The following is a 20,293-nucleotide window of genomic DNA, read 5'->3' as shown; positions in this document are numbered from 1 at the left end:
GAACAATCCTCAAGTTTCGAGCATAAAAAAGGAGCTGAATGACCAGCTCCTTTTTGGTGTGTAAAAAACAGGGCTTACAGTTTGAAGCGTCGGATTTCCTGTTCCAGCTCGTGTGAGAGCTCAGAAAGCATCGCAGCTTGAGAAGCCGCTTGCTGCGCTTCGTACGCGAGCTCGTTTGAGACGTCGCGGATCCCTTCGGTATTACGCGTGATCTCGGTGGTAACAGAGGCCTGCTCTTCTGCTGCTGACGCGATTTGCGTTGCCATATCACTGATACGCTCAACGGCGGTGTGGATTTGCGTCAAGCTTACCGCTGCAGAGTTCGCATCATCAACGCTGGTGCCCGCAAGCTGACGGCTGTCGTCCATAATGCCCACCGCTTGAACGGTTGTACCTTGCAGCATTTCAATCGTGTGTTGGATTTCTTTGGTCGACGCATGGGTACGTTGACTTAGCACGCGAACTTCATCGGCCACCACGGCGAAACCACGACCTTGCTCACCCGCACGCGCCGCTTCAATCGCTGCGTTCAGTGCAAGTAAGTTGGTCTGCTCAGCAATCCCTTGAATGGTAGAAAGAATGGTGTTGATGGCATTACCGTGTGCTTCCAACTCTTGGATAACATTGGTCGCCACTTGCACTTCTTTTGCCAAGTTTTGGATCGAACCTTGTGTCTGTGTCACTTGCTCAGAGCCATGAACACAGGCAGAAACCGCTTCTTCCGCATTTTGCGCCGTGTGGTCGGCATTGCCCGCGATCTCTTGGGTTGCGGCTGCCATTTCATTCACTGCCGTCGCGACCATGTTGATCTCATCTTGCTGATGAGAAATGCGCTGACTGCGCTCTTCTGCACGCATTGCTGTGGTTTTCGCCTGCTCAGACAACGAAGCTGACACGGCACTCAACTTGCTCACCATTGTGTGCATGTTGCCGACAAAACGGTTGAAGTTTTCCGCCAGCTTGCCCACTTCGTCATCGCTGCGAGGCTCAAGACGTTGCGTTAGGTCGCCTTCACCTGAAGCGATCTCTTCGAGTGCTTTAGATACGCGGCCTAGGTCACGGAACAAGAAGCCCACCAACCAAGAAACCGCAACAATCACCACGATGGTGATCAACACTGCGGTGATCATCATTTCACGCAATAATTGGCTATGGCTTGCTTCTTCAGTTGCTCTGTCCATTTCAATCGCGAACATCCAAGGTGTTTCAGGTACTTTAGTGAAGTAGAAAAGCTTAGCTTTGCCGTTGATGGTCGCCTCTTCAATATGGCCTTGAGACGCAGAGCGCTCGATATCTTGCAATGTAAATTGTTTCAATAAAGTATTGATAGGTTTGAGTGCAAGCTTCTTATCCGGATGAGCCAGGAAAGTACCATCTTGGGTATCGATCAACATAGCATAAGCATTGGTGCCTGCGTCTAGGTTAATCACGTCACTGATCAACTGGTCGATCAAAACGTCGGCACCGACAACGCCCACCATTTTACCACCGCGGTTGACCGGTTCTGCGATGGTCACCAGTAGCGCATTGGTGATCGCATCTTGATAAGCAGTAGTAATGATTTGTTTGCCTGCGACTGTGGCATCCTTGTACCAAGGGCGAACACGAGGATCATAATCAGGGCGATTACGCTCTGGATGAGAGCGGTACATATCACCAGCTGGCGTACCTAAAAAGATGTCGTCAAATCCGCCGGCTTTACGCGCTTGCTGCAAAAACGGCACCACATCGCTTTCTTCACTGTAATCGTTAAACGCGCGAGCAATGTCTTTACGAATCGCAATCCAGTCAGAAATGCCTTGTGAAGCCGCCACACCCAAGCTTTCTGCTCGAGCGTAAACGCCATTACGGGTTTGATCAAACAGCTGTCCAGCAGACAGCCAAGTCAAAACGGTAGCCATGATCACTACCGCCGATAGGCTTGCGCCTATGAGCTTTTGTTTCAGGGTTAATTTCATGTCGTAAGGTCTTGTTGGGGGAACAAATTTTCGCCTGCGATATTACACAGAATCCCTTATTGATGCACTAATTATTACAGCAAACAGAGTACGTTAAGCCTTTGTTATCCATGCATTTATCAGTGTCATTTTTATACCGTACGACAAATAAAAAGCCAGTCAACAAAGACTGGCTTTTAAAACGAACTCAGTATGAATCATTACTGCTTTTCAGTACGCATCCCCATAAGCAAACTAACACACATTGCTAATAGGATCACCGTAAACGGTAGCGCGGTAGAAATCGCCCCCGCTTGCAGTGCTTGTATCGCTTCGGTGCCACCGACCCAGAGCAAAGCAACGGCAATCGCGCCTTCCATAAAGGCCCAGAATACACGCTGCAGCACAGGTGCATCCACTTTACCGCCCGCGGTAATGGAATCGATCACCAATGAACCTGAATCCGACGAGGTAATAAAGAACACCAACACCAACACCACAGCAATAACCGACAGTAAAGTGCCATATGGAAGCTGATCAAACATCTGGAACATCGCCAGTGGCACATCGGTTAGCCCTTGCGTACCTAACTCACCAATACCGTTGATCACTTGGTCAATCGCTAAACCACCGAAGACCGACATCCAAAGTAATGTTACTGCGGTCGGCACAAGCAACACCGCGGTCATAAACTCACGAACGGTGCGACCTTTTGATACACGAGCGATAAACATGCCTACGAATGGTGACCATGAAATCCACCATGCCCAGTAGAAGACAGTCCAACCTTGGAACCAAGCTTCGTCTTCTCGACCAATTGGATTACTCAAAGGAATGATGTTTTCAATATAGGCACTTAAGGTGGTAGAAACGGAACCAACACTGACCGCCCAACCAATCAAGCCAACCAACGCTAACAGAGCAAACGCCACCAGCATATTGATGTTACTAATGACTTTTACACCACCATCAATACCACGGACAACCGAAACCACAGCCAGCAAAGTCACCACGGTGATCACCGCAATTTGTAGGCCAAGACCCGCTTCCACACCAAACACATGGTGGATACCGCTGGCGGCTTGCTGTGCGCCCAATCCCAAGGAAGTGGCAAGACCAAATAAGGTGGCGACCACAGCTAAAATATCAACTAGGTGCCCTGCCCAACCCCATGCACGATCACCCAGCAAAGGGTAAAAAATAGAGCGCATCGAAAGCGGCAGGCCTTTGTTGTAAGTAAAAAAGGCCAACGAGAGTGCAACAACACCGTAAATCGCCCAAGGATGCAATCCCCAGTGGAACATGGTCGCGCCTAGCGCTAATTTGGCCGCTTCTGGTGTGTTCGGTGCTACATTGAGTGGTGTTTCATACCAACCCGTAAAGTAGGCCACAGGTTCCGCTACACTCCAGAACATCAGACCAATACCCATGCCTGCAGCAAATAGCATCGCGATCCAAGATAGAAAGGAGTAATCCGCAACCGCATCTCGGCCACCTAAGCGAATTTTACCAAGTGGCGAAACAATCAGCGCCAAACAAAACACAACAAAGAGGTTACCTGACCAAATAAACAACCAGTCAAACGCGCCGATGATTTGCCATTTAATACCGTCTAAAGCGGTTTTCATCGTGTGCGCATCCAACACTAATGCAGCAACTAAAAAAAGACCTACTAATCCAGCACTGATGCCGAAAACTGGGTTGTGAACATCGAACCCCCAACGCTGAACATTATCTTGTCCAACGGTGTAGTCCGTACTGTCAATACTGTACTTATCTATACCTTTTGTCATTCTCACTCACTTAACGATAACTTTTCAAAAGACACTAACTAATTTTGAAAATACAGCCAAAAATTAGTTAGAGAACAACACATTTATATTTTTAAAACGAGTAATACCCTAACAGAAAATCAGTACAGAAAGCAAATTCTCGGCATGATTAGCAGATTTAATGGCTATATACAGCATTAAATCAGAAAGCAAATACAGGAAATTAATTCGACATCTAAATATTACACAACGAAGTGAAATTTACTCAATTATGCGATAGAATCTGGCAACTTTTGGTTCCTCTCTCAACATTAGAATGTTAGACAATCTCTACTGTTAAGTTAATGAGAGCGGCCAAGTATAAAATTAAGCGATAACTGCGCTTAAATCGTCCAAGATCACGTCAGTAAAATATCTGGTAGGCGGCAAGTGGAAAAACATGAAGAAGTCCTGATCGCAATTCGACAAATTATTCGAGCGATCGATCTCCATTCAAAAAAACTCAACAAAGTGTCAGGGCTAACGGCGCCACAACTGATCTTAATGAGGGCCATCAATGAGTTGGGGGAAGTTACAATTCGTCAGTTGTCAAACCATACGAATATGAGCCAAGCAACAGCAACGACCATACTCGACCGATTAGAGAGAAATGGCCATGTACAACGTGTACGTAGCCTAGAAGATAAACGAAAAGTGCATGCGACCTTAACTGAGTCAGGTACGGCGTTGCTCCAGCAAGCTCCCATGCCACTGCAAGAAAACTTTATTTCAGAGTTTCAAAAGCTGCAGGAGTGGGAACAGACCTTGCTGCTTTCTTCCGTGCAACGCATTTCTAGCATGATGAGTGCCGAACAAATTGAGGTTGCCCCTATCCTTGAAATTGGCAACATCGCCAAAACGGAACAAGATTCTTAGTCACGCTATCGCGTTAATCGATTAAGCCTTGTTCTAACGCATATTTGGCTAGCTCTGCTGTCGAGCTGACATCCAATTTATGTTTGATGTTATGCCGATGAGTCTCGACCGTCCGATAACTAATATTCAGCAAAGTCGCAATTTTTTTGCTGCTATGGCCCTGAGCCACGAGCTTAAGCACCGCTTCTTCTCGACGGCTCAAGGGACTTGGCCGCTGAGACGCGGGAATGATCGCTTGAGTAAACAACGTTTGCGTGGCTGATTCACAGAAGTAGGTCGAGCCTTGGTTGACGGTCTTGATCGCTTGCACCATTTTTTCTGCTGAAATCTCTTTCAACATGTAGCCAACCGCCCCTTCTTGCATCACTTTCACAATGTACTCGCGGTTGTCATGCATCGTCAGCATCAAGATTTTTGCCTCTGGCCAATCGGCTTTAATGATTCGAGTTGCTTCAATTCCGTTCATAATGGGCATACTGATGTCCATAAGTACAACATCGGGTTTCTGTTTTTTCACCACATCCAAGGCTTCTAATCCATTGCTGGCTGTACCCACTACATTGATTTCACGCTCCATTTCTAGACGAGCCATAAAGCCATCTAAAACCACTTGATGATCATCCACTATCACCACTCGAATTGGCTTATCCATAAATCAATCCATTTAAATTCAACAACACGGTAATTTCTGTGCCAAAGCCGGGCTCGCTCATTAGCTCAAAGTCACCACCAATAAATTCCACCCGCTCGCGCATATTACGTAGGCCAATGCCTCTTTTTCGCAAAGCGTCATTGACATTAAATCCATAGCCATCATCTCGAATCAACAACTGTAAAACATTGCCCAGTTGCTGCAAACTCACCGTTACTTTTTTAGCGCCAGAATGCTTTTCAATATTGTTTAATGATTCTTGTACCACGCGATACAAAGTCGTCGCCACTTCCGACTTCAAACGCTGATCTTGGGTATCAAATAGAATGTCAATTTCTATGCCTGAGTGAGCTCGAAAATCTTGCATTAATCGCGATAACGCAGCTTCCAAGCCGATGTCGTCGAGAGCACTCGGGCGCAGTTGATGCGAGATGTGTCGTACTTCATTGATCGCAGTCGTCAAAGAGTTCTGCGATTTATCAAGATGAACACGCAGTGTTGGATCTTGAACTTTGTGTGCAAGGAGCTCTAAATGACACTTGCTTGAGACTAAAAGCTGATTGATACCATCATGAAGCTCCCTCGCAAGATGCTTCTTCTCGTCCTCTTGAAACATCACGGTTTTGTGGGCAAGTTCCTTAAGATTTTTGTCAGCGAGTCGATGCTCGTGTAAGTTAATCGCCAAAGTCAGCACGACAATAACAGAGACGGTGACCGACAGAATCACCACCACCGAAAAGAACGTTGTCTCAATGTTCTTGTTTATCGCTTCTTGCATATTGGCCACTTCTTGACTGATGTCTTCGATGTAGAGGCCAGTGCCAATCATCCAATCCCATTTATCTAACCACGCTGCATAACTCAGTTTGGGTACCGTTTCCCCTGTTGATGGTTTTTGCCAAAGATACTGGTGAAATCCCCCGCCACTTTGCGCTTGATAGAGCAATGCTTCAATAAGATGGTCGCCGTTTTGATCTTGTAGTTGAAGTAAGTTTTGACCCACCAACTCAGGTAAGATTGGGTGAACGAGATTAGTACCACTTTTATCATAAGCAAAAAAATAGCCATCTGCGCCATAGCGGATTTGTGTTAGCAGCGCTTTGACACGGTTCTGCGCTTCGTGCTCAGGAAGGTCGGGATTGTTATAGAGATAAGAAATCGCATCGAGCGCCTGATCAACGCTGTCTTTCAATGCGCTTTCTCGTGATTTGATCAAGCTCTGTTGAAAAATGGCCACTTCTTTGTGCCCTAGCGTTCTCGCTTGATAAATAGAAATCCAACTAATGCTAGCAGAAACCAACAGCAGCGGCAGAAGCGTTAGCAAAATTAATTTAACTTTCAGCGGCATATTCAAGTCCCTGATAAAGAAACTGCTTCCTTTCCTGGAAGCAGTTTCACTCTATCAACTACGGCACTAATAAAGAAACCTTTAGGTCACAAATCCGTTAATTGACTCGCTTTAACCCATCCCATAAAACGATGGGAAAACCAGCAATGAAATCAAAACCAGTATCTGCAGGCCGATAAATGGCATGACGCCACGATAGATATCTCGCGTCGTTACTCCTGCAGGAGCCACGCCTTTGAGGTAGAAGAGACTGAAACCAAAGGGAGGCGTCAAGAATGATGTCTGCAAGTTCATCGCGATTAGAATGGCAAACCAAGTCATATTGATACCCAAAATCTCAGCGACAGGCGCAAGAATTGGCACAATGATGAAACAGATTTCGACAAAATCGATAAAGAAACCGAGGATCAGTATCACCAACATTGTAATAATCAAGAATCCCCATTTTTCACCCGGGATTGATAACATCCATTCTTCAACCAGCTCATCCCCCCCAGTGTAAGTGAAGGCCATTGAGAATGCTGTCGCGCCTAGCAAAATAGCGAACACCATTGCGGTGACTTTCACGGTTTCTTTTGCTGAGTCGTACACCATTCCCCAACTGAACTGCTTATACAAAACAGCCAGCACAATCGCACCCGCACCACCTAACGCAGCAGACTCAGTTGGTGTCGCAACACCGGCAAAGATGGAACCAAGCACCACCACAATCAAAGCCAATGGCGGGATCACCGCTTTCAACGCTTTGACAACTTCTTGCTTGCGGCTGATGGTATCATCGCGCTCCATCGGCTGAGCAGCTTCTGGATTCAGTTTTGCATAAATCAAAATATAGATAACATACACACCCACAAGCACAATTCCCGGCCACACGGCCGCTTGGAACAGATCGCCCACTGGCACGCCGAGCACATCACCCAATAGGATCAAGACAATCGAAGGCGGAATAATTTGCCCTAAGGTACCTGACGCACAAATAGTGCCGCACGCTAGCCCTTTGTCGTAGTTGTACTTCAACATGACTGGCAATGAGATCAATCCCATCGCTACGACAGAAGCACCCACAACGCCGGTTGAAGCCGCCAAAAGAGCGCCCACCAACACGGTTGAAATCGCCAAACCGCCACGCACACTGCCAAACAGCTTGCCCATAGATTCAAGCAGCTGTTCTGCAAGACGGGTTTTCTGCAGCACCAAGCCCATAAACACAAACAGAGGCACCGCCATCAATACGGTGTTTTCCATGATGGATTGAATGCGATACGGCATGAAGGCAAACATTTCTACCCCTTCTGCCCACACACCAAATAACAGCGCAATACCACCAAAGGTAAATGCCACAGGGAAACCAAGCAGTAACGCAAAGAGCGCTACAAAAAACATTACTATACCGATCATCTTGATTTCCTTACGACTTATCTGATGAAGAGTGATGCATAAGATGCGGGTTAACGATTTTATTAAGTGAATGCAACAGCAAACCCACACCGCTCACTGCCATAAAAACAAACGAAAGTGGAATAATCGCTTTAATTACCCAGCGATAGGGCAAGCCACCGGGATCGCCCGACGTTTCGCCAAGCGCATAGCTCTCTTTCGCGAAATCAATACCAAACCACGCCACTAACAGGCAGAAAGGAAATAAAAAGAATACGGTTCCGAGCAAATCGATTATCGCTTGAGCACGGTGGGAAAGACGTTCGTAAAAGAGGTCGACACGCACATGACCACCCGCTTTTAACGCAAAAGGAATACCGAGCAGAAAGACCGCCGAAAACAGGTGCCACTCCATTTCTTGGAAGGCGATGGATACGTCATTGAACACATAACGCATAACGACATCGTAGACAACGTTGGCCAGCAGCAAAATAAACAGCACGCTGGAAACCCATCCTAGAAGATCGCCAAAGCGGTTAAAGAGACGCTCAATATAAATTAGGTTTCTCATTCCCTACTCCATGGAACTTTGAAAGATGCTCCGCTTGGCAGTACCAGCGGAGCTTTTTAGTATGCTCGTCACCTTTCAGCTAGAGCTATCTTGGGCTTCTCGTCAGGGGGAACTGACGAATTTCTTACTGTGCTTGGCTATTTAGATAAGCACGTGCAGAAATGTCTGTCCAAGGACGAACTTGCTTGATGTAAGCCGCTTGGGATTCTTGAATTTCTTTTGCTAGTGCATCTTGCGCTGCGTGTTCTTTCAGCAGTTTGTCGTTAGCACTGCGTAGCGCCGTCATTACCGATGCAGGGAAATCTTTCACCTGAACATTCGGGTATTCAGATTTAATCGATGCCCAGTTTTTACCACTCTCATGCACAGATTGAACATACATGTCATAAGCTGCAGTCTTCATTGCGACTTTCAGAATCGCTTTCAAATCATCAGGCAGACCATCCCAAGTGCGTTTGTTCACCAAGAATTGGAGTTCTGTGCCTGGCTCATGCCAACCGGTGTAGTAGTATGGGGCAATTTTGTGGAAGCCCATACGCAGGTCAAGTGACGGGCCAACCCATTCCAACGCATCGATGGTACGGCGCTCAAGCGAGGTATAAAGCTCACCAGGGGCAATGTTGGTTGGTTTTGCACCAAGTTCGGCTAGGATTTCACCGGCAAAACCTGGAATGCGCATTTTCAGGCCTTGTAAGTCATCGACCGAGTTGATTTCTTTTTGGAACCAGCCGCCCATCTGAGTATCGGTGTTACCACCTGGGAACGACAGCAGGTTATGAGGTGCATACACTTTTTCCATGAGCTCCATACCGCCACCTTGATAGAACCAGGCATACTGCTCGGCAGGTAACATGCCAAAAGGCATTGACGTGAAGTAAAGTGTGTTTGGGACCTTGCCTTTCCAGTAGTAGGATGCAGAATGCCCCAAGTCGTACTGACCAGATTTCACCATATCAAATACACCAAGTGGCGCTTTGTGTTTGTTGGCGGAATCAATCCGGATTTGCAAACGGCCGTTTGACATCTCTTCTGCCATTTTGGCCATGTTTTTTGTTGCATCGCCGAAAATTGGGAAGTTTGGCCCCCAAGTTTCTGCCAGTTTCAATCGGTATACCTTTTCAGCTGCGTGTGCCGATGTCGCCACGAAAGCAAGAGCAGCGGCAACTGCAGTGGTTTTTAGCACTCGTTTTATCGTTCTTTGGATAAGACTCATGTTTCACGTCCTTTGTTTTAATTCATGTCACTTCTATTGACACTTGAAATTCATGTTAAACATGTAACAAAAAACGAAACTTGTTAATCGGCAGGAACACGCAATCGCTCGATAGAAAAGAAGGTCAGCCACTTACTTTAAATAAGTATAAATACGTAGCCAGATCGCCACATGCAAACTATTCATTTGAAATACACGAAATTAATATCTACGAAAGAAAGCTAGCAGTACGCAGTTACAACTAAGTATTATTAACAGTAATATTTAACAAACTTTGTCCAAAATGTGACCAGGTCGATACAAAATGGATAACGAGTGAAAGGACATATCACCCGATATAAAAAACCCTCAGCGATGCTGAGGGTTTGAATCAATTTACTCGCGAATAAAATTAAATGAGCTTGTAGAGAACTTTGTTACCCGCGAGTTGCTCTTTCTTCACGAGATTATCGTCAAGTAACTTTTTCAATGCTCCCGTCGCCCAAGATGCGGCTTTCGCGTCTTCTTGACCCGCAGCTAAACCAATGCTTTTTGGATTGATACCTTCTGCGTTAGCCGCAACGATATCCAGCACCTGCTGTTGCTTCGGCGTCAGTGCAATGTCTGCTTTCACTGCTGAAGGTACTGCTACTTGAGTTGCAACGACTTTTTTCTCAGCCACTGACTTAGAGATGACGGTTTTTTCTGCAGCTGGCTTAACTGTTTTTGATGCAGTAGCCAAATTCGCTACAGCTGCTTTAATGCGTTTTTGCAGTTTCATCTGCACTTTACGCTTATGAGCAAGTCTCATTGAATGTGTCTCCAGTTCACTGCTTATCAGCAGGGATGAAAATTTGAAGCGCGTTTTATACCAAAATTTCAGCTCGATTTGTAGGCTTAAGCAGTGAACAGTGGCGAAAAATGCGTTATGAACGGAGAGAGACTATTCTTTAATCAATAAGATAATGAACTTAATTGGCTATGCCAACGTACAACTTTTCGCCAGCAGGCTGGACACAACACAAAAAGTAGGTAAATCAATCACAATGCAAACACTGCAACTCAGCAATAGCTATCTGACCACTAACTCAGCCTTTGTAAAAGGGTTATGGGTGATTTTTGTCTTCGTTGCCGTGCTACTGCTCATCTTGTCTCCCGGCTGGCAACAAGCCCTACTTTCACTCGGTTTGATTATCACCATAGCGCTTTTTGCCCTTTACTTAATTAAACGAAGTACCGTTGCCTACACCCTGACCTCAACCCATTTCCAGCAACATCTATTTCGGGGAGGTTGGGTAGTGAAATGGCGCAACGTTGAGCGCATCGGCATTTGTACTTACGAGAGCGAAGGTTGGCATCAACCACTGCCATGGATCGGGATTAAGCTTCAGCGCTATTCTCCTTACCTCAATGCGGTGTGCCCACGCGTCGCGACAGAGGTTCTTTTGAGCCAACGTGCACTTTTGTATTTAGGTGCAAGACAACATCAATGTGAAAGCCGCTTCGAAGAAATGGTATTAGATGCAACACCATTTATTGATGAGGAAGGCCGCGAGCATACCGGATTACAAGCCATGCTGGCCAACCGAATGCGCTATCAGCGAGTTTTTTTTGATTACGATATTTTTATATCGGCTCAGGACTTAGATCGCCCTGCGGAAGAGTTTGTTGGCCTGACACGACGCTATCTTGCCGCGGCAGAGCCAGACCAACCATAGCGCGTTTATTTCACGCTCATTAAGCTCTGTTACCCTTAATAGAGCGGCATTTCATCAGCCACAAACGGATTAGTTCGACGCTCGTGGCCAAAAGTTGACTCTGGGCCATGGCCCGGAATAAAGGTGACGTCGTTACCTAATGGCCACAACTTATTCTTGATTGACGCGATCAGCGTATTGAAATCGCCTTGCGGAAAGTCAGTACGACCAATGCTGCCATTAAACAACACATCTCCGACAAACGCACGACGCGCTTCTTCACTGTACAACACCACGTGACCAGGAGTATGCCCAGGTGTATGAAGCACTTGCAGCACTTGATTGCCAAAACGCACTTCGTCACCATCATTGAGCCATTGATTTGGTTCAAACGCCTCTGTCAACGGAAATCCAAACATTTGACTTTGTCCTTCCAGACCTTGTAGCCAAAAGTTGTCTGCCTTATGAGGACCAACAATCTCGATACCATCAAGCATTTCAGCCAGACGCTCGGTTCCGCCAACGTGATCCAAATGACCATGGGTTAATACCAAATTGATCACTTCCACACCCAATTCTTTGATGATCACGGCAAGTTGCTTTTCATCACCACCAGGATCGATGACGATGCCTTTCATGGTGTCATCACACCAAACAATCGAACAGTTTTGTGCAAATGGAGTAACGGGAACAATCTGATATTTAAGTGCCATAGCAACCTCGGTCAATTTCGAACTGGGCGAAACTATGACACCGGAAGCACCGAAAAACAAGAATAAGCCACTACCAAGAGCGAACTGGGCCTGTATCGATATGGATAAAGTTGCTACCTGGGTAATAACCCACACCACCAGCATTGAGACTTAGTGCAGCATCGCGAATGGTTGCCAGTTTCACACCATCAAGGCGAAAGTCGATGGCTTGTCCAAGCATGTGATAGCTTTTCTTGGCTACGCCAGACGACTTAGCTCTCAAGGCTTCATTGGTTTGGGGCGAGCGGTAGCCAGAAATGATCTGCACTTCGTTCTCCGTTCCAACCAGTTTTTGGATCTGAGTTAGGCGATCAAACAAGCGACGATCCATGGGATGCACTTCATTTAAGCGGAAGTCACGACATAAATGGTCAATCCGTGCTAACTCTTCATCGAGATAAGCATTTCCGTCAAAATAACAGGTTTCCAACCACTCTCCGGTGTGCAAATTATTCAAAGCCAACGAACGAGGTTGATCAGGCATCGAAGCAACAGCAAGCTTCGGCATTGCGGTTGCCAACAACAAACCACCACTGGTGATGCGAAGAAACTGTCGTCGAGAGTATTGCTCAGACATGTAATAAGGTACCACTTAAAATGACATCAGCAGCGAACCTTATCGAATGACATTTCCCTCGTCAAATGCATAAAATGCGCCTAAAGTGGACACATTCTATAAAAGTAATCATTAGTTATTGAGTAAACTCTCTTTTTTTCTTATGTAAAATTTTGTTCAATTTTCACCCTTTGTGATTATCGACCAAATCGTATTGATAGATATCATCCCGGTAATTGATCTCCTCACCTTCAAACCACACCGTCTGATAGATGATGTGCACAGGTACACGGTGTTTCAAAGGGATCATGGTGTTTGCTTCTTGTCTTGATGAGACATTACTCAGTTCTTGCTCCAGCCCCTGAGTTTTAAGCAGCTCTAAGGCAAACTGATCAGCGTTTTCTACCCGAACACATCCAGAGCTGAATGCTCGGCTATCCTCTTGAAACAAGCTTTTTGACGGTGTGTCATGCAGGAATATCGCCCGTTTATTGGGTATATTGAACTTATACAAACCCAGAGCATTCTGATTTCCTGACAATTGACGCATCTTATAGGGAAACTTGTTTAGCGATACCTTGGTCCAATCAATGGACTGTGGGTTGACGACCGTTTGTGAATCCCACCCTTCGACAATTTCAATGTTTTGCTGGGAGAGAAAACTTTGGTCATATTTCACTTTCGGCAAAATATCTTTAACCATGATGGTTTTAGGTACATTCCAGATAGGGTTAAGTACCACACCATCCATTTTTCCTACCATAATCGGCGTTTTTCGGCTCTTTCTGCCAACCACCACCTTGGATTCGAAGATCTCCTCTCCTTTGTACCAAAACTTCATCTCATAGCCAGGTACATTAACCAAGACCAGAAGGTCACGTTCTTCCGGCCACAATCGAGAGCGCTCTGAGTTGAGCGCCATAGAATGCAGCCGCTGAGCGGGGGTCATGTTGAGCCATTTGATGGTGATTGGCCCAATGACACCATCTTGACGTAGCCCATGCATTTTTTGGAACTGCTGGATAATGCTGACTAACTCAGCATCATAGTAGAGGCCATCTTTTCTCAGAGTTCGTGTCTCTAAACCGACAATATCAAGGCGACGAATCAATGCTTCCCGGTCATTAAGTTTTTCACCAGGCTTAAGTAACCCAGTTTGATGGTAGAGAGGAATGGCATAATCTCTCGCCTTAAGTAGACGACTATAGCGGTTAGCAAAATGCTGATGGCGCTGAAGAGGCGAGCGTAGCGACTGCACAAACGTAGCCAAATAGCCCGCTTGAATATCCGCAGATAATCGGTTGGTGATTGCCAGCGAAGGCGCTGGCAGACTTTGATTTAATGGCTGGGTAAACAACCAATCTTGCCCATGTGTCGGAAGTTTTTCTAAGTAACTTAAATAGGAAAGCAACAGGTCGGTAGCAACGATGTCATATTCAAACCACATCTGTTCCGTTTTGTATCGTCTTAACTTGTCTATCTGATACTCAAAGTAAGGGCTAATTGACGCCGATTTGATCAACTCCAACTGGAATTCAAGCTGTGCTGTCGCTTCTTCATCTGACCAAATTAAACGATGGTGGTTTTCCTCATAGAGACGTTCCACCTGCAGAGGAAACTGTACATAAGCGAACACGGCAGAGTGACTATTCAGCCAATGCTTCTGATCCAGTCCAGAGCTTGCCCATACGGAACTGGAGATAAGAAAAAACAACAGCATCATCACTCGTTTTACCATCATCCCAGCCCCCTGCGAAATTCTCCGTACTGCTTAAGTATGGCAAAGTTCAAAAAAAACAGGGGAAGGAATTCAAACAACGCGATTTAAATTACTTTTGACCAGTGATTATCCCATTGAATATTCGATTGAATCTCAGAGCTACCCATCTGGACCGATGTGGTGATCACTTTTCCAGCTCCAGAGCTCACGCGAAACTGATCTTGGTAAACCACCACGCCTGAGGCATCAGGCAGTGCGGCTAACTCCACCAATTCTCCAGTGGCTTTAGACCAGATACCATAACAGTTGCCCGGCGGTGAGGTGGCCAAAATCCAATCGGATGTTGCCGCAATGCTGGCGATGTAATGATTAAAACGAGCCCACTGCTCTGGTTCAGCACGCAATGGAATCATCTCTCCTCCACGAGTGTGCATCGCCAACAGCGATGGATACTCATCCGGCTCACCTCGATACTGCTGACCACATAACACCGTTTCCGCACCATCGTGAGCGAGATGCCGAATGCTAAGCTTAGGATCCGATAAAGCAACTTGCTCCAACAGTTTCCCTTGTTGTGAGAGGTAACTTAACGATGGCCGCATGGTGTCCAAATTTAATGGCGCGCGACCAAGGGTATGAATGCCGCCAACACCAATTGCCAATACACCATCAGGCATCATGATCACCTCATGAGGGCCAATGCCAAATCCGCTGAGCTCCGCGACTTTTTTATAACGGTTGCGGACATCGTACACACCGATGATACCTCGGCTTGTACTGCGCTCTCCCTCGGTGGCAAAGAGGTAATCCCCGGCATGAGAGTAGACACCGTGGCCATAGAAATGCCTTTCGGGATGAGCACTTTGCAGATGGATGGTTTCTCCCGAGTGATAATCAAACACCATGAAGAAACTACCCGGACGACGTGCAAATACCGTCGCATGTCCATGCGCATTGGTGGCGACACCATGGCCACGATCAGGAAGCGGCAACTGCTGTAGTGGTCGGCCATATTGATCAGCCACTACCGCTGTATATTGGTTACGCCCACGAATCGCGCATCCCACCAATGCGGGTTCAGCTTGTCTCGCATCTTGATTGGTTGATGCACAGCCAAAAGGCATGAGCGGTGCGCTCACGCCAAACAGTGCAGCTTTTAATAAAGCTCGTCGTTGTTCGTTAGTCACCATCGGTTGCATTGAATCCTATAACGACGCCCAACTCGACCGCCACTTCATCGTGGATGAGGTACTTCAACTGCTCCAGTTTGCGTAACTGAGTCAACGCCATTCGATAGCCTTCTTTGTCTTGCAATGTTGCAAACAAGCTCGTTTGCTCAGGCCAAGTTGCTAAAGTGACATCAAACTGATTCACCACTCGATCTGCCAACTCTGCTTTATCCATTCCCCTCAATGTAGCGTCTAGCCCCTCTCCATTGGCTAAATAAAGCGCTTTTAATGCTTCCACGTTCGCTTTTAGATTGGAAAGCGAGGTTTGAGAGCGCCATGATTCAGAAAAATAAGGGCGAGGTTGACCAATATTGGCTAACGGACGGCTCAGCTTTTTCATCGCATATTCCAATTGGTTTGACAGCAGTGAAATGTACTCTGAGTGCCACTCTTTCTCATTGAGCGATGCCCAAGGGTTACTTGACCATGCATCTGAAATACGTTGCGTGTTTTGATTGAGATGACGGCTAATCGCGACCCCAGTTTGGCAAGTTTGAGCATTTCGACTGAGATCTGAACTTTCATCATAAAGTAGCCATTCAATCGCACCAAGACCTTGAACTGTCACGCTTTGTGCCGCAATGTCATCTGCTTTCCACGTTGTGTTCTGCTGAATCAATGCGGACATCTTACGTCCTGTGGTGTTCTTTTTATCTGGCCAAAATTGTACGTTCCAGCTTTGCTCAAGCGCCGCTGCAGGTCCGCGCTCTTGACCTTGCAACGCCATCCAGCTCAACATACTGCGGTGCCACTGTTTCTTGACGGTCTCCATGCCCGCCTCTGGCAACTGGCAGTAATGCACAAACGCGCTAACAAGTTCTGTAGTTTCTTGAGCCAAAGTGGCTGCCGCCGCTCGTTCGAGGTGGTAAACCGCTTCGCTACGATGTTGTGAAACCTTGTGCGAGTCTGTGGTTGATTGGCAGCCGACAACGAGCAGCGCCGCGCTCATTGCAAGTGAAATGTGTATGATCTTCATTGCCACTCCCTATAGCGAATTGAGGAAAGCGATCAACGCATCGCGCTCTTTTGCTGACATCTTCAACACGTTTTGCTTGGCAGCTTCCGCTTCACCGCCATGCCAAAGTACCGCTTCCATCAGATTTCGTGCTCTTCCATCGTGTAAAAAATAAGTGTGGTCATTCACTTCTTGCGTATAACCAATGCCCCACAACGGCGGTGTTCGCCACTCTTGACCATTGGCTAGGTATTCTGGTCGATTGTCTGCCAAACCTGGCCCCATGTCGTGCAACAATAAATCAGTATAGGGATGAATGGTTTGTTCTGACAATGCAGGCAATGCCTCACGTTTGGCGGTTTTCACCGTCTGCTTATGACAACTCTCACAGCCTGATTGAACGAACAGCGTCTCGCCGAGCTTGACCTGCGGATCATTCACGTTGCGACGAATCGGCACCGCTAAATGCTGAGAATAGAACTCAACAAAATCCAAAATGTTGTCACTCACCTCGGGCGAGCCACCATTGGGCAACTTGCGACAGAGATCTTGTCTATCGGTGCAGTTTTCTTGCGGGAAGAGATGGCTGGTTAAGCCAAGATCACCGTTAAACGCCGCCGCGTTTTGTTGCATTAAGGTCGGTTGACCCGCTTTCCAACCAAAACGACCAATTGCGAGGGATTGAGTTTGCACATCCCACACTTTATTGAGTTTTCCTGAGATGCCGTCTTGATTGCGATCGTCTTCATCAGCCCACTGCAACAGGGTTTCTTCGGCTATCGATTCAAGCAGACCAAGACCGATCATCGGAGGTGCGACACGAGCAGAAAGCAAGGTTTGTGGATGCATCTCTCCATAAGCCAGATCGCGGATCTCTACCGTCGGCTTACGCAACACCACCGTCGTCCCATCGCTGAATGTAACAGGTACATCGCTGTAACGGATGCTGATTTGCCCTTCCGGTTTTTGGTCTTGAAGAGCAAAATCTTGTAACTGACCACCGTAAGTCGGTTCAGGAATGACACCACTGGTGATCACCGCTTTTTTCTGCTCCGCCGTGAGTGCTGGAATGCTCAAGCGCACCAGCATTGATACGGCATGACTGTCCCCTTTTTCAGGAGGATGGCCCCGACCATCTTTAATATGGCAGTTTTGACAACCATTCGTGTTAAACAGTGGACCAAGGCCATCACGTGCATCCGTTGAGGCCGGCGCAGACACCCAAGGGTTGCGGAAAAAACTGTTGCCTACACTAAAATCCAATCTTTTGCTCATTGGAAGATTGGCTGCAGGTAATGAAAAAGCATTTGGACCCTCTTTTTTAACGCTGGTGTCACCACCAGATTTAAGGTCGTTGGCAAACGCGGTTGAAGAGAGCACGATGAGAGTGCTGAGCAAGTACGGCTTCATTGAATTGCTTCCTACTAAACTGCATAAACAGCAAAAGGGCTCTAATGAGCCCTCTAAATATGATAATAATTATTAGAATTCGTGATCCGCGGTGTCTGGATTTAGACTGTCGATGCCAACAATCTTAGCCGCACGTTCGATCGCTGAGGTTTGCGCCACCAATGACATGATGGTTTCGTTCACTAGCGCATTGCCTTGCGCATTGCCCGCTGCAATCAGTTGGTCAAAATGTTGATTTTGCTTTTCCGCAGATGTAACTAACTTGCCTACTTGCGCACGAGTGGTATCAAACTGTGCTTGGATCTCTTTGGCCGCGTTTTTATCTTGTTGTGCCACCAAATCATGTAGGCTTGGTCCTGTGAGCAGTGAGCCATCAACACGTTTGTAGATACCGGTGTAAACGTTATAGATACCTTGCTCGTTGTAGTAGTGTGAGTTATGAGTGTTGTCCGAGAAACAATCGTGCTCATCCTCTGTCGAGTTCGCTTCTAGTGCCACTTTCATACGCTCACCGGCCAATTCACCAAGCGAAAGCGAGCCCATACCAAACAGCATTTTACGCAAACCATTTTCTGCCGACTGAGCAAGCAATTCTTGACGGTAGTTACCTTTCTCTTGCGCAGACCATTGTTTTTCCATCCACTCAAGATCCGTGACGAGGAGCTGAGCCGCCGCTTTTAGATAGGCGCCACGGCGATCACAGTGACCATTGGTGCATTGCGAACCCACAACAAAATCCGTGTAAGCACGTTGACCAGCACCAGCATTTGTACCGTTAAGATCTTGACCCCAAAGTAAAAACTCAATGGCGTGATAGCCAGAAGCCACGTTAGCTTCAGAGCCACCGACTTCGTTGAGCTCTGCGATCAACTCAGGTGTAATAACGGAAACATCCAGTTGCGACGCGCCAATTTTCAGCGTTGTGTTCGCAACGATATTGGCTTTCGCCCCTTCGTTACCCAGCTCATATTGGTAGTCGGTTGAAACATAATCGATCAAACCTTCGTCTAATGGCCAAGCATTCAACTGCCCTTCCCAATCATCCACAACGGCATTACCGAAACGGAACACTTCAGATTGTTGATAAGGCACTCGAGCAGCTAGCCACGCCTGCTTAACCTCTTCTAACTTTGCCGCTGAAGGCGCAGACAAAAACTGTTCTACTTTCTTTTCAAGTTGTTGTGCGGTTGTCAATGAATCCGCAAAAACAGCGTGGGCAACGTCAGCATAATGCTCGACAACTTGCTGATTGGTAACATTCGCGGCAAGCAGGTGACCACTGGCAAACAGTGTTGTCACTGCTAAAGATTGGACTAATAGAGTTTTTGCATTCATCTGAAGCATCCTTGTTGAGCATTTTTGTTTGTTATTCGTAGTGCTAATTATTCTTATTTGCACTATTAGTCGCCAGATAATACAAAGTTACATTTTTTTTGCAAGTGACAAACAAAAAAAGCTCCACAACTGTGGAGCTTTCTATCAATTATTGCTAAGCAAGAACCGAGTTAAACTTTCAAGTGGTGCTTTCCGTGGGAAACTTTCGCTTTCAAATAGCTCTCATTTCCGTCTTTGATATGTGCAGAAGTATTGACGACTTCAACAATATCAATGCCATATTCTTTTAACTCACGTATTTTTTTCGGATTATTGGTCACTAATCGAATTTGTTTCACACCCAACGCTTCAAGCATTTGTGCCGCTTCCGTAAAGTCACGAAGATCGTCATCAAAGCCAAGATGGTTATTGGCCTCGTAAGTATTCATCCCTTCGCTTTGCAAACGGTAAGCATCGATTTTGTTGTAAAGGCCGATCCCGCGACCTTCTTGGCGAAGATAAAGAATGATGCCGCCAGACTCACCCATACGATTGATGGTTTCTTCCAACTGTTCACCACAGTCACAACGAGATGAGTGGAACACATCGCCAGTTAGGCATTCTGAGTGCATGCGAACCATCGGAACTGCCTGCGTTTTATCGGCCGATTTAAAAATGACAGCCACGTGCTCTTTGTCGGTCTTCAAACCACGAAATGAAAGAATTTCCGCATCAATATTACTTTTTGCACCGACTTTAAAATCGACCCTGGCTCGGACTTCCGCCATATCTCTACTCACTTGATTGGTTACTTCTAATCTAACGGTTCTGTTAAACATGATGTTGTCTCATCTGCAATTCAACTATGGGGGTTGATACTCTGTTTTTCAACGTTC

Annotated in this window: 18 protein-coding genes; 2 read left to right on the top strand and 16 right to left on the bottom strand. The window is 46.5% G+C overall.

Going from position 1 to position 20,293, the window contains the following annotated elements:
• Positions 1 to 74 precede the first annotated feature (74 nt).
• Both FC652_RS01900 and FC652_RS01895 read right to left on the bottom strand, forming a co-directional pair.
• Positions 75 to 1,958, bottom strand: a complete 1,884-nt coding sequence (locus tag FC652_RS01900; protein WP_176297285.1) for a methyl-accepting chemotaxis protein — start codon at positions 1,956 to 1,958, stop codon at positions 75 to 77.
• Positions 1,959 to 2,158: 200 nt separating this feature from the next.
• On the bottom strand, positions 2,159 to 3,730 hold the full coding sequence (locus FC652_RS01895; protein WP_176297284.1) for a BCCT family transporter: 1,572 nt from the start codon (positions 3,728 to 3,730) through the stop codon (positions 2,159 to 2,161).
• A gap of 408 nt (positions 3,731 to 4,138) precedes the next feature.
• Here FC652_RS01895 and FC652_RS01890 point away from each other — a divergent pair, with 408 nt between their 5' ends.
• Positions 4,139 to 4,624, top strand: a complete 486-nt coding sequence (locus FC652_RS01890; protein WP_176297283.1) for a MarR family transcriptional regulator — start codon at positions 4,139 to 4,141, stop codon at positions 4,622 to 4,624.
• A gap of 13 nt (positions 4,625 to 4,637) precedes the next feature.
• Here the strand turns inward: FC652_RS01890 and FC652_RS01885 are convergent, their stop codons facing one another.
• The 6 genes from FC652_RS01885 to FC652_RS01860 all read right to left on the bottom strand — a co-directional run bounded on the left by FC652_RS01885 (position 4,638) and on the right by FC652_RS01860 (position 10,575).
• Complete coding sequence (locus FC652_RS01885) at positions 4,638 to 5,276, bottom strand: response regulator transcription factor (protein ID WP_176297282.1); 639 nt, start codon at positions 5,274 to 5,276, stop codon at positions 4,638 to 4,640.
• Positions 5,269 to 6,624, bottom strand: coding sequence for a cache domain-containing protein (locus tag FC652_RS01880; protein ID WP_176297281.1), 1,356 nt, complete (start codon positions 6,622 to 6,624; stop codon positions 5,269 to 5,271). Before FC652_RS01880 ends, FC652_RS01885 begins: the two co-directional genes overlap by 8 nt.
• Before the next feature lie 111 nt (positions 6,625 to 6,735).
• A complete protein-coding gene (locus FC652_RS01875) occupies positions 6,736 to 8,022 on the bottom strand; it encodes a TRAP transporter large permease subunit (protein ID WP_176297280.1) in 1,287 nt (428 codons plus the stop codon).
• A 10-nt stretch (positions 8,023 to 8,032) separates the two neighbouring features.
• Positions 8,033 to 8,572 carry a TRAP transporter small permease subunit gene (locus FC652_RS01870; protein ID WP_176297279.1) on the bottom strand — a complete coding sequence of 180 codons (540 nt, stop codon included), beginning with the start codon at positions 8,570 to 8,572 and terminating at the stop codon, positions 8,033 to 8,035.
• Positions 8,573 to 8,696: 124 nt separating this feature from the next.
• A complete protein-coding gene (locus FC652_RS01865; protein WP_176297278.1) occupies positions 8,697 to 9,785 on the bottom strand; it encodes a TRAP transporter substrate-binding protein in 1,089 nt (362 codons plus the stop codon).
• Positions 9,786 to 10,176: 391 nt separating this feature from the next.
• Positions 10,177 to 10,575 (bottom strand): MarR family transcriptional regulator, encoded by a 399-nt coding sequence (locus FC652_RS01860; protein ID WP_176297277.1) that lies wholly within the window; start codon positions 10,573 to 10,575, stop codon positions 10,177 to 10,179.
• Between the two features lie 235 nt (positions 10,576 to 10,810).
• Here FC652_RS01860 and FC652_RS01855 point away from each other — a divergent pair, with 235 nt between their 5' ends.
• Positions 10,811 to 11,482 carry a DUF2982 domain-containing protein gene (locus FC652_RS01855; RefSeq protein ID WP_176297276.1) on the top strand — a complete coding sequence of 224 codons (672 nt, stop codon included), beginning with the start codon at positions 10,811 to 10,813 and terminating at the stop codon, positions 11,480 to 11,482.
• Between the two features lie 35 nt (positions 11,483 to 11,517).
• Here FC652_RS01855 and FC652_RS01850 read toward each other — a convergent pair whose 3' ends face one another.
• The 8 genes from FC652_RS01850 to ribA form a co-directional block, all read right to left on the bottom strand.
• Complete coding sequence (locus tag FC652_RS01850) at positions 11,518 to 12,174, bottom strand: MBL fold metallo-hydrolase (RefSeq protein WP_176297275.1); 657 nt, start codon at positions 12,172 to 12,174, stop codon at positions 11,518 to 11,520.
• Positions 12,175 to 12,244: 70 nt separating this feature from the next.
• On the bottom strand, positions 12,245 to 12,790 hold the full coding sequence (locus FC652_RS01845) for a DUF882 domain-containing protein (protein WP_176297274.1): 546 nt from the start codon (positions 12,788 to 12,790) through the stop codon (positions 12,245 to 12,247).
• Between the two features lie 163 nt (positions 12,791 to 12,953).
• Positions 12,954 to 14,510 carry a murein L,D-transpeptidase gene (locus tag FC652_RS01840; RefSeq protein ID WP_176297273.1) on the bottom strand — a complete coding sequence of 519 codons (1,557 nt, stop codon included), beginning with the start codon at positions 14,508 to 14,510 and terminating at the stop codon, positions 12,954 to 12,956.
• Positions 14,511 to 14,593: 83 nt separating this feature from the next.
• On the bottom strand, positions 14,594 to 15,688 hold the full coding sequence (locus tag FC652_RS01835) for a DUF1513 domain-containing protein (protein WP_176297272.1): 1,095 nt from the start codon (positions 15,686 to 15,688) through the stop codon (positions 14,594 to 14,596).
• Positions 15,669 to 16,694, bottom strand: a complete 1,026-nt coding sequence (locus tag FC652_RS01830) for an imelysin family protein (protein WP_176297271.1) — start codon at positions 16,692 to 16,694, stop codon at positions 15,669 to 15,671. Before FC652_RS01830 ends, FC652_RS01835 begins: the two co-directional genes overlap by 20 nt.
• Before the next feature lie 9 nt (positions 16,695 to 16,703).
• Positions 16,704 to 18,083: a di-heme oxidoredictase family protein gene (locus tag FC652_RS01825; protein WP_011080783.1), complete on the bottom strand. Its 1,380-nt coding sequence runs from the start codon at positions 18,081 to 18,083 to the stop codon at positions 16,704 to 16,706.
• Between the two features lie 72 nt (positions 18,084 to 18,155).
• Positions 18,156 to 19,418, bottom strand: a complete 1,263-nt coding sequence (locus tag FC652_RS01820; protein WP_176297270.1) for an imelysin family protein — start codon at positions 19,416 to 19,418, stop codon at positions 18,156 to 18,158.
• A 170-nt stretch (positions 19,419 to 19,588) separates the two neighbouring features.
• Positions 19,589 to 20,185 (bottom strand): GTP cyclohydrolase II, encoded by a 597-nt coding sequence (ribA, locus tag FC652_RS01815; RefSeq protein ID WP_176297396.1) that lies wholly within the window; start codon positions 20,183 to 20,185, stop codon positions 19,589 to 19,591.
• Positions 20,186 to 20,293: the final 108 nt, after the last annotated feature.

It is taken from the genome of Vibrio sp. 05-20-BW147 (assembly GCF_013369385.1).
In the GTDB taxonomy this organism is placed as follows: domain Bacteria; phylum Pseudomonadota; class Gammaproteobacteria; order Enterobacterales; family Vibrionaceae; genus Vibrio; species Vibrio floridensis.
The sequence above is the reverse complement of the archived record's forward strand: the minus strand, read 5'-3'. Positions and strand labels throughout refer to the sequence as shown.

What these genes read in the sequence shown, in the direction of transcription:
- FC652_RS01900 (WP_176297285.1), bottom strand. Translation starts at nt 1,958, where the DNA reads ATGAAATTAACCCTGAAACAAAAGCTCATAGGCGCAAGCCTATCGGCG.
- FC652_RS01895 (WP_176297284.1), bottom strand. Translation starts at nt 3,730, where the DNA reads ATGACAAAAGGTATAGATAAGTACAGTATTGACAGTACGGACTACACC.
- FC652_RS01885 (WP_176297282.1), bottom strand. Translation starts at nt 5,276, where the DNA reads ATGGATAAGCCAATTCGAGTGGTGATAGTGGATGATCATCAAGTGGTT.
- FC652_RS01880 (WP_176297281.1), bottom strand. Translation starts at nt 6,624, where the DNA reads ATGCCGCTGAAAGTTAAATTAATTTTGCTAACGCTTCTGCCGCTGCTG.
- FC652_RS01875 (WP_176297280.1), bottom strand. Translation starts at nt 8,022, where the DNA reads ATGATCGGTATAGTAATGTTTTTTGTAGCGCTCTTTGCGTTACTGCTT.
- FC652_RS01870 (WP_176297279.1), bottom strand. Translation starts at nt 8,572, where the DNA reads ATGAGAAACCTAATTTATATTGAGCGTCTCTTTAACCGCTTTGGCGAT.
- FC652_RS01865 (WP_176297278.1), bottom strand. Translation starts at nt 9,785, where the DNA reads ATGAGTCTTATCCAAAGAACGATAAAACGAGTGCTAAAAACCACTGCA.
- FC652_RS01860 (WP_176297277.1), bottom strand. Translation starts at nt 10,575, where the DNA reads ATGAGACTTGCTCATAAGCGTAAAGTGCAGATGAAACTGCAAAAACGC.
- FC652_RS01855 (WP_176297276.1), top strand. Translation starts at nt 10,811, where the DNA reads ATGCAAACACTGCAACTCAGCAATAGCTATCTGACCACTAACTCAGCC.
- FC652_RS01850 (WP_176297275.1), bottom strand. Translation starts at nt 12,174, where the DNA reads ATGGCACTTAAATATCAGATTGTTCCCGTTACTCCATTTGCACAAAAC.
- FC652_RS01845 (WP_176297274.1), bottom strand. Translation starts at nt 12,790, where the DNA reads ATGTCTGAGCAATACTCTCGACGACAGTTTCTTCGCATCACCAGTGGT.
- FC652_RS01840 (WP_176297273.1), bottom strand. Translation starts at nt 14,510, where the DNA reads ATGATGGTAAAACGAGTGATGATGCTGTTGTTTTTTCTTATCTCCAGT.
- FC652_RS01835 (WP_176297272.1), bottom strand. Translation starts at nt 15,688, where the DNA reads ATGCAACCGATGGTGACTAACGAACAACGACGAGCTTTATTAAAAGCT.
- FC652_RS01830 (WP_176297271.1), bottom strand. Translation starts at nt 16,694, where the DNA reads ATGAAGATCATACACATTTCACTTGCAATGAGCGCGGCGCTGCTCGTT.
- FC652_RS01825 (WP_011080783.1), bottom strand. Translation starts at nt 18,083, where the DNA reads ATGAAGCCGTACTTGCTCAGCACTCTCATCGTGCTCTCTTCAACCGCG.
- FC652_RS01820 (WP_176297270.1), bottom strand. Translation starts at nt 19,418, where the DNA reads ATGAATGCAAAAACTCTATTAGTCCAATCTTTAGCAGTGACAACACTG.
- ribA (WP_176297396.1), bottom strand. Translation starts at nt 20,185, where the DNA reads ATGGCGGAAGTCCGAGCCAGGGTCGATTTTAAAGTCGGTGCAAAAAGT.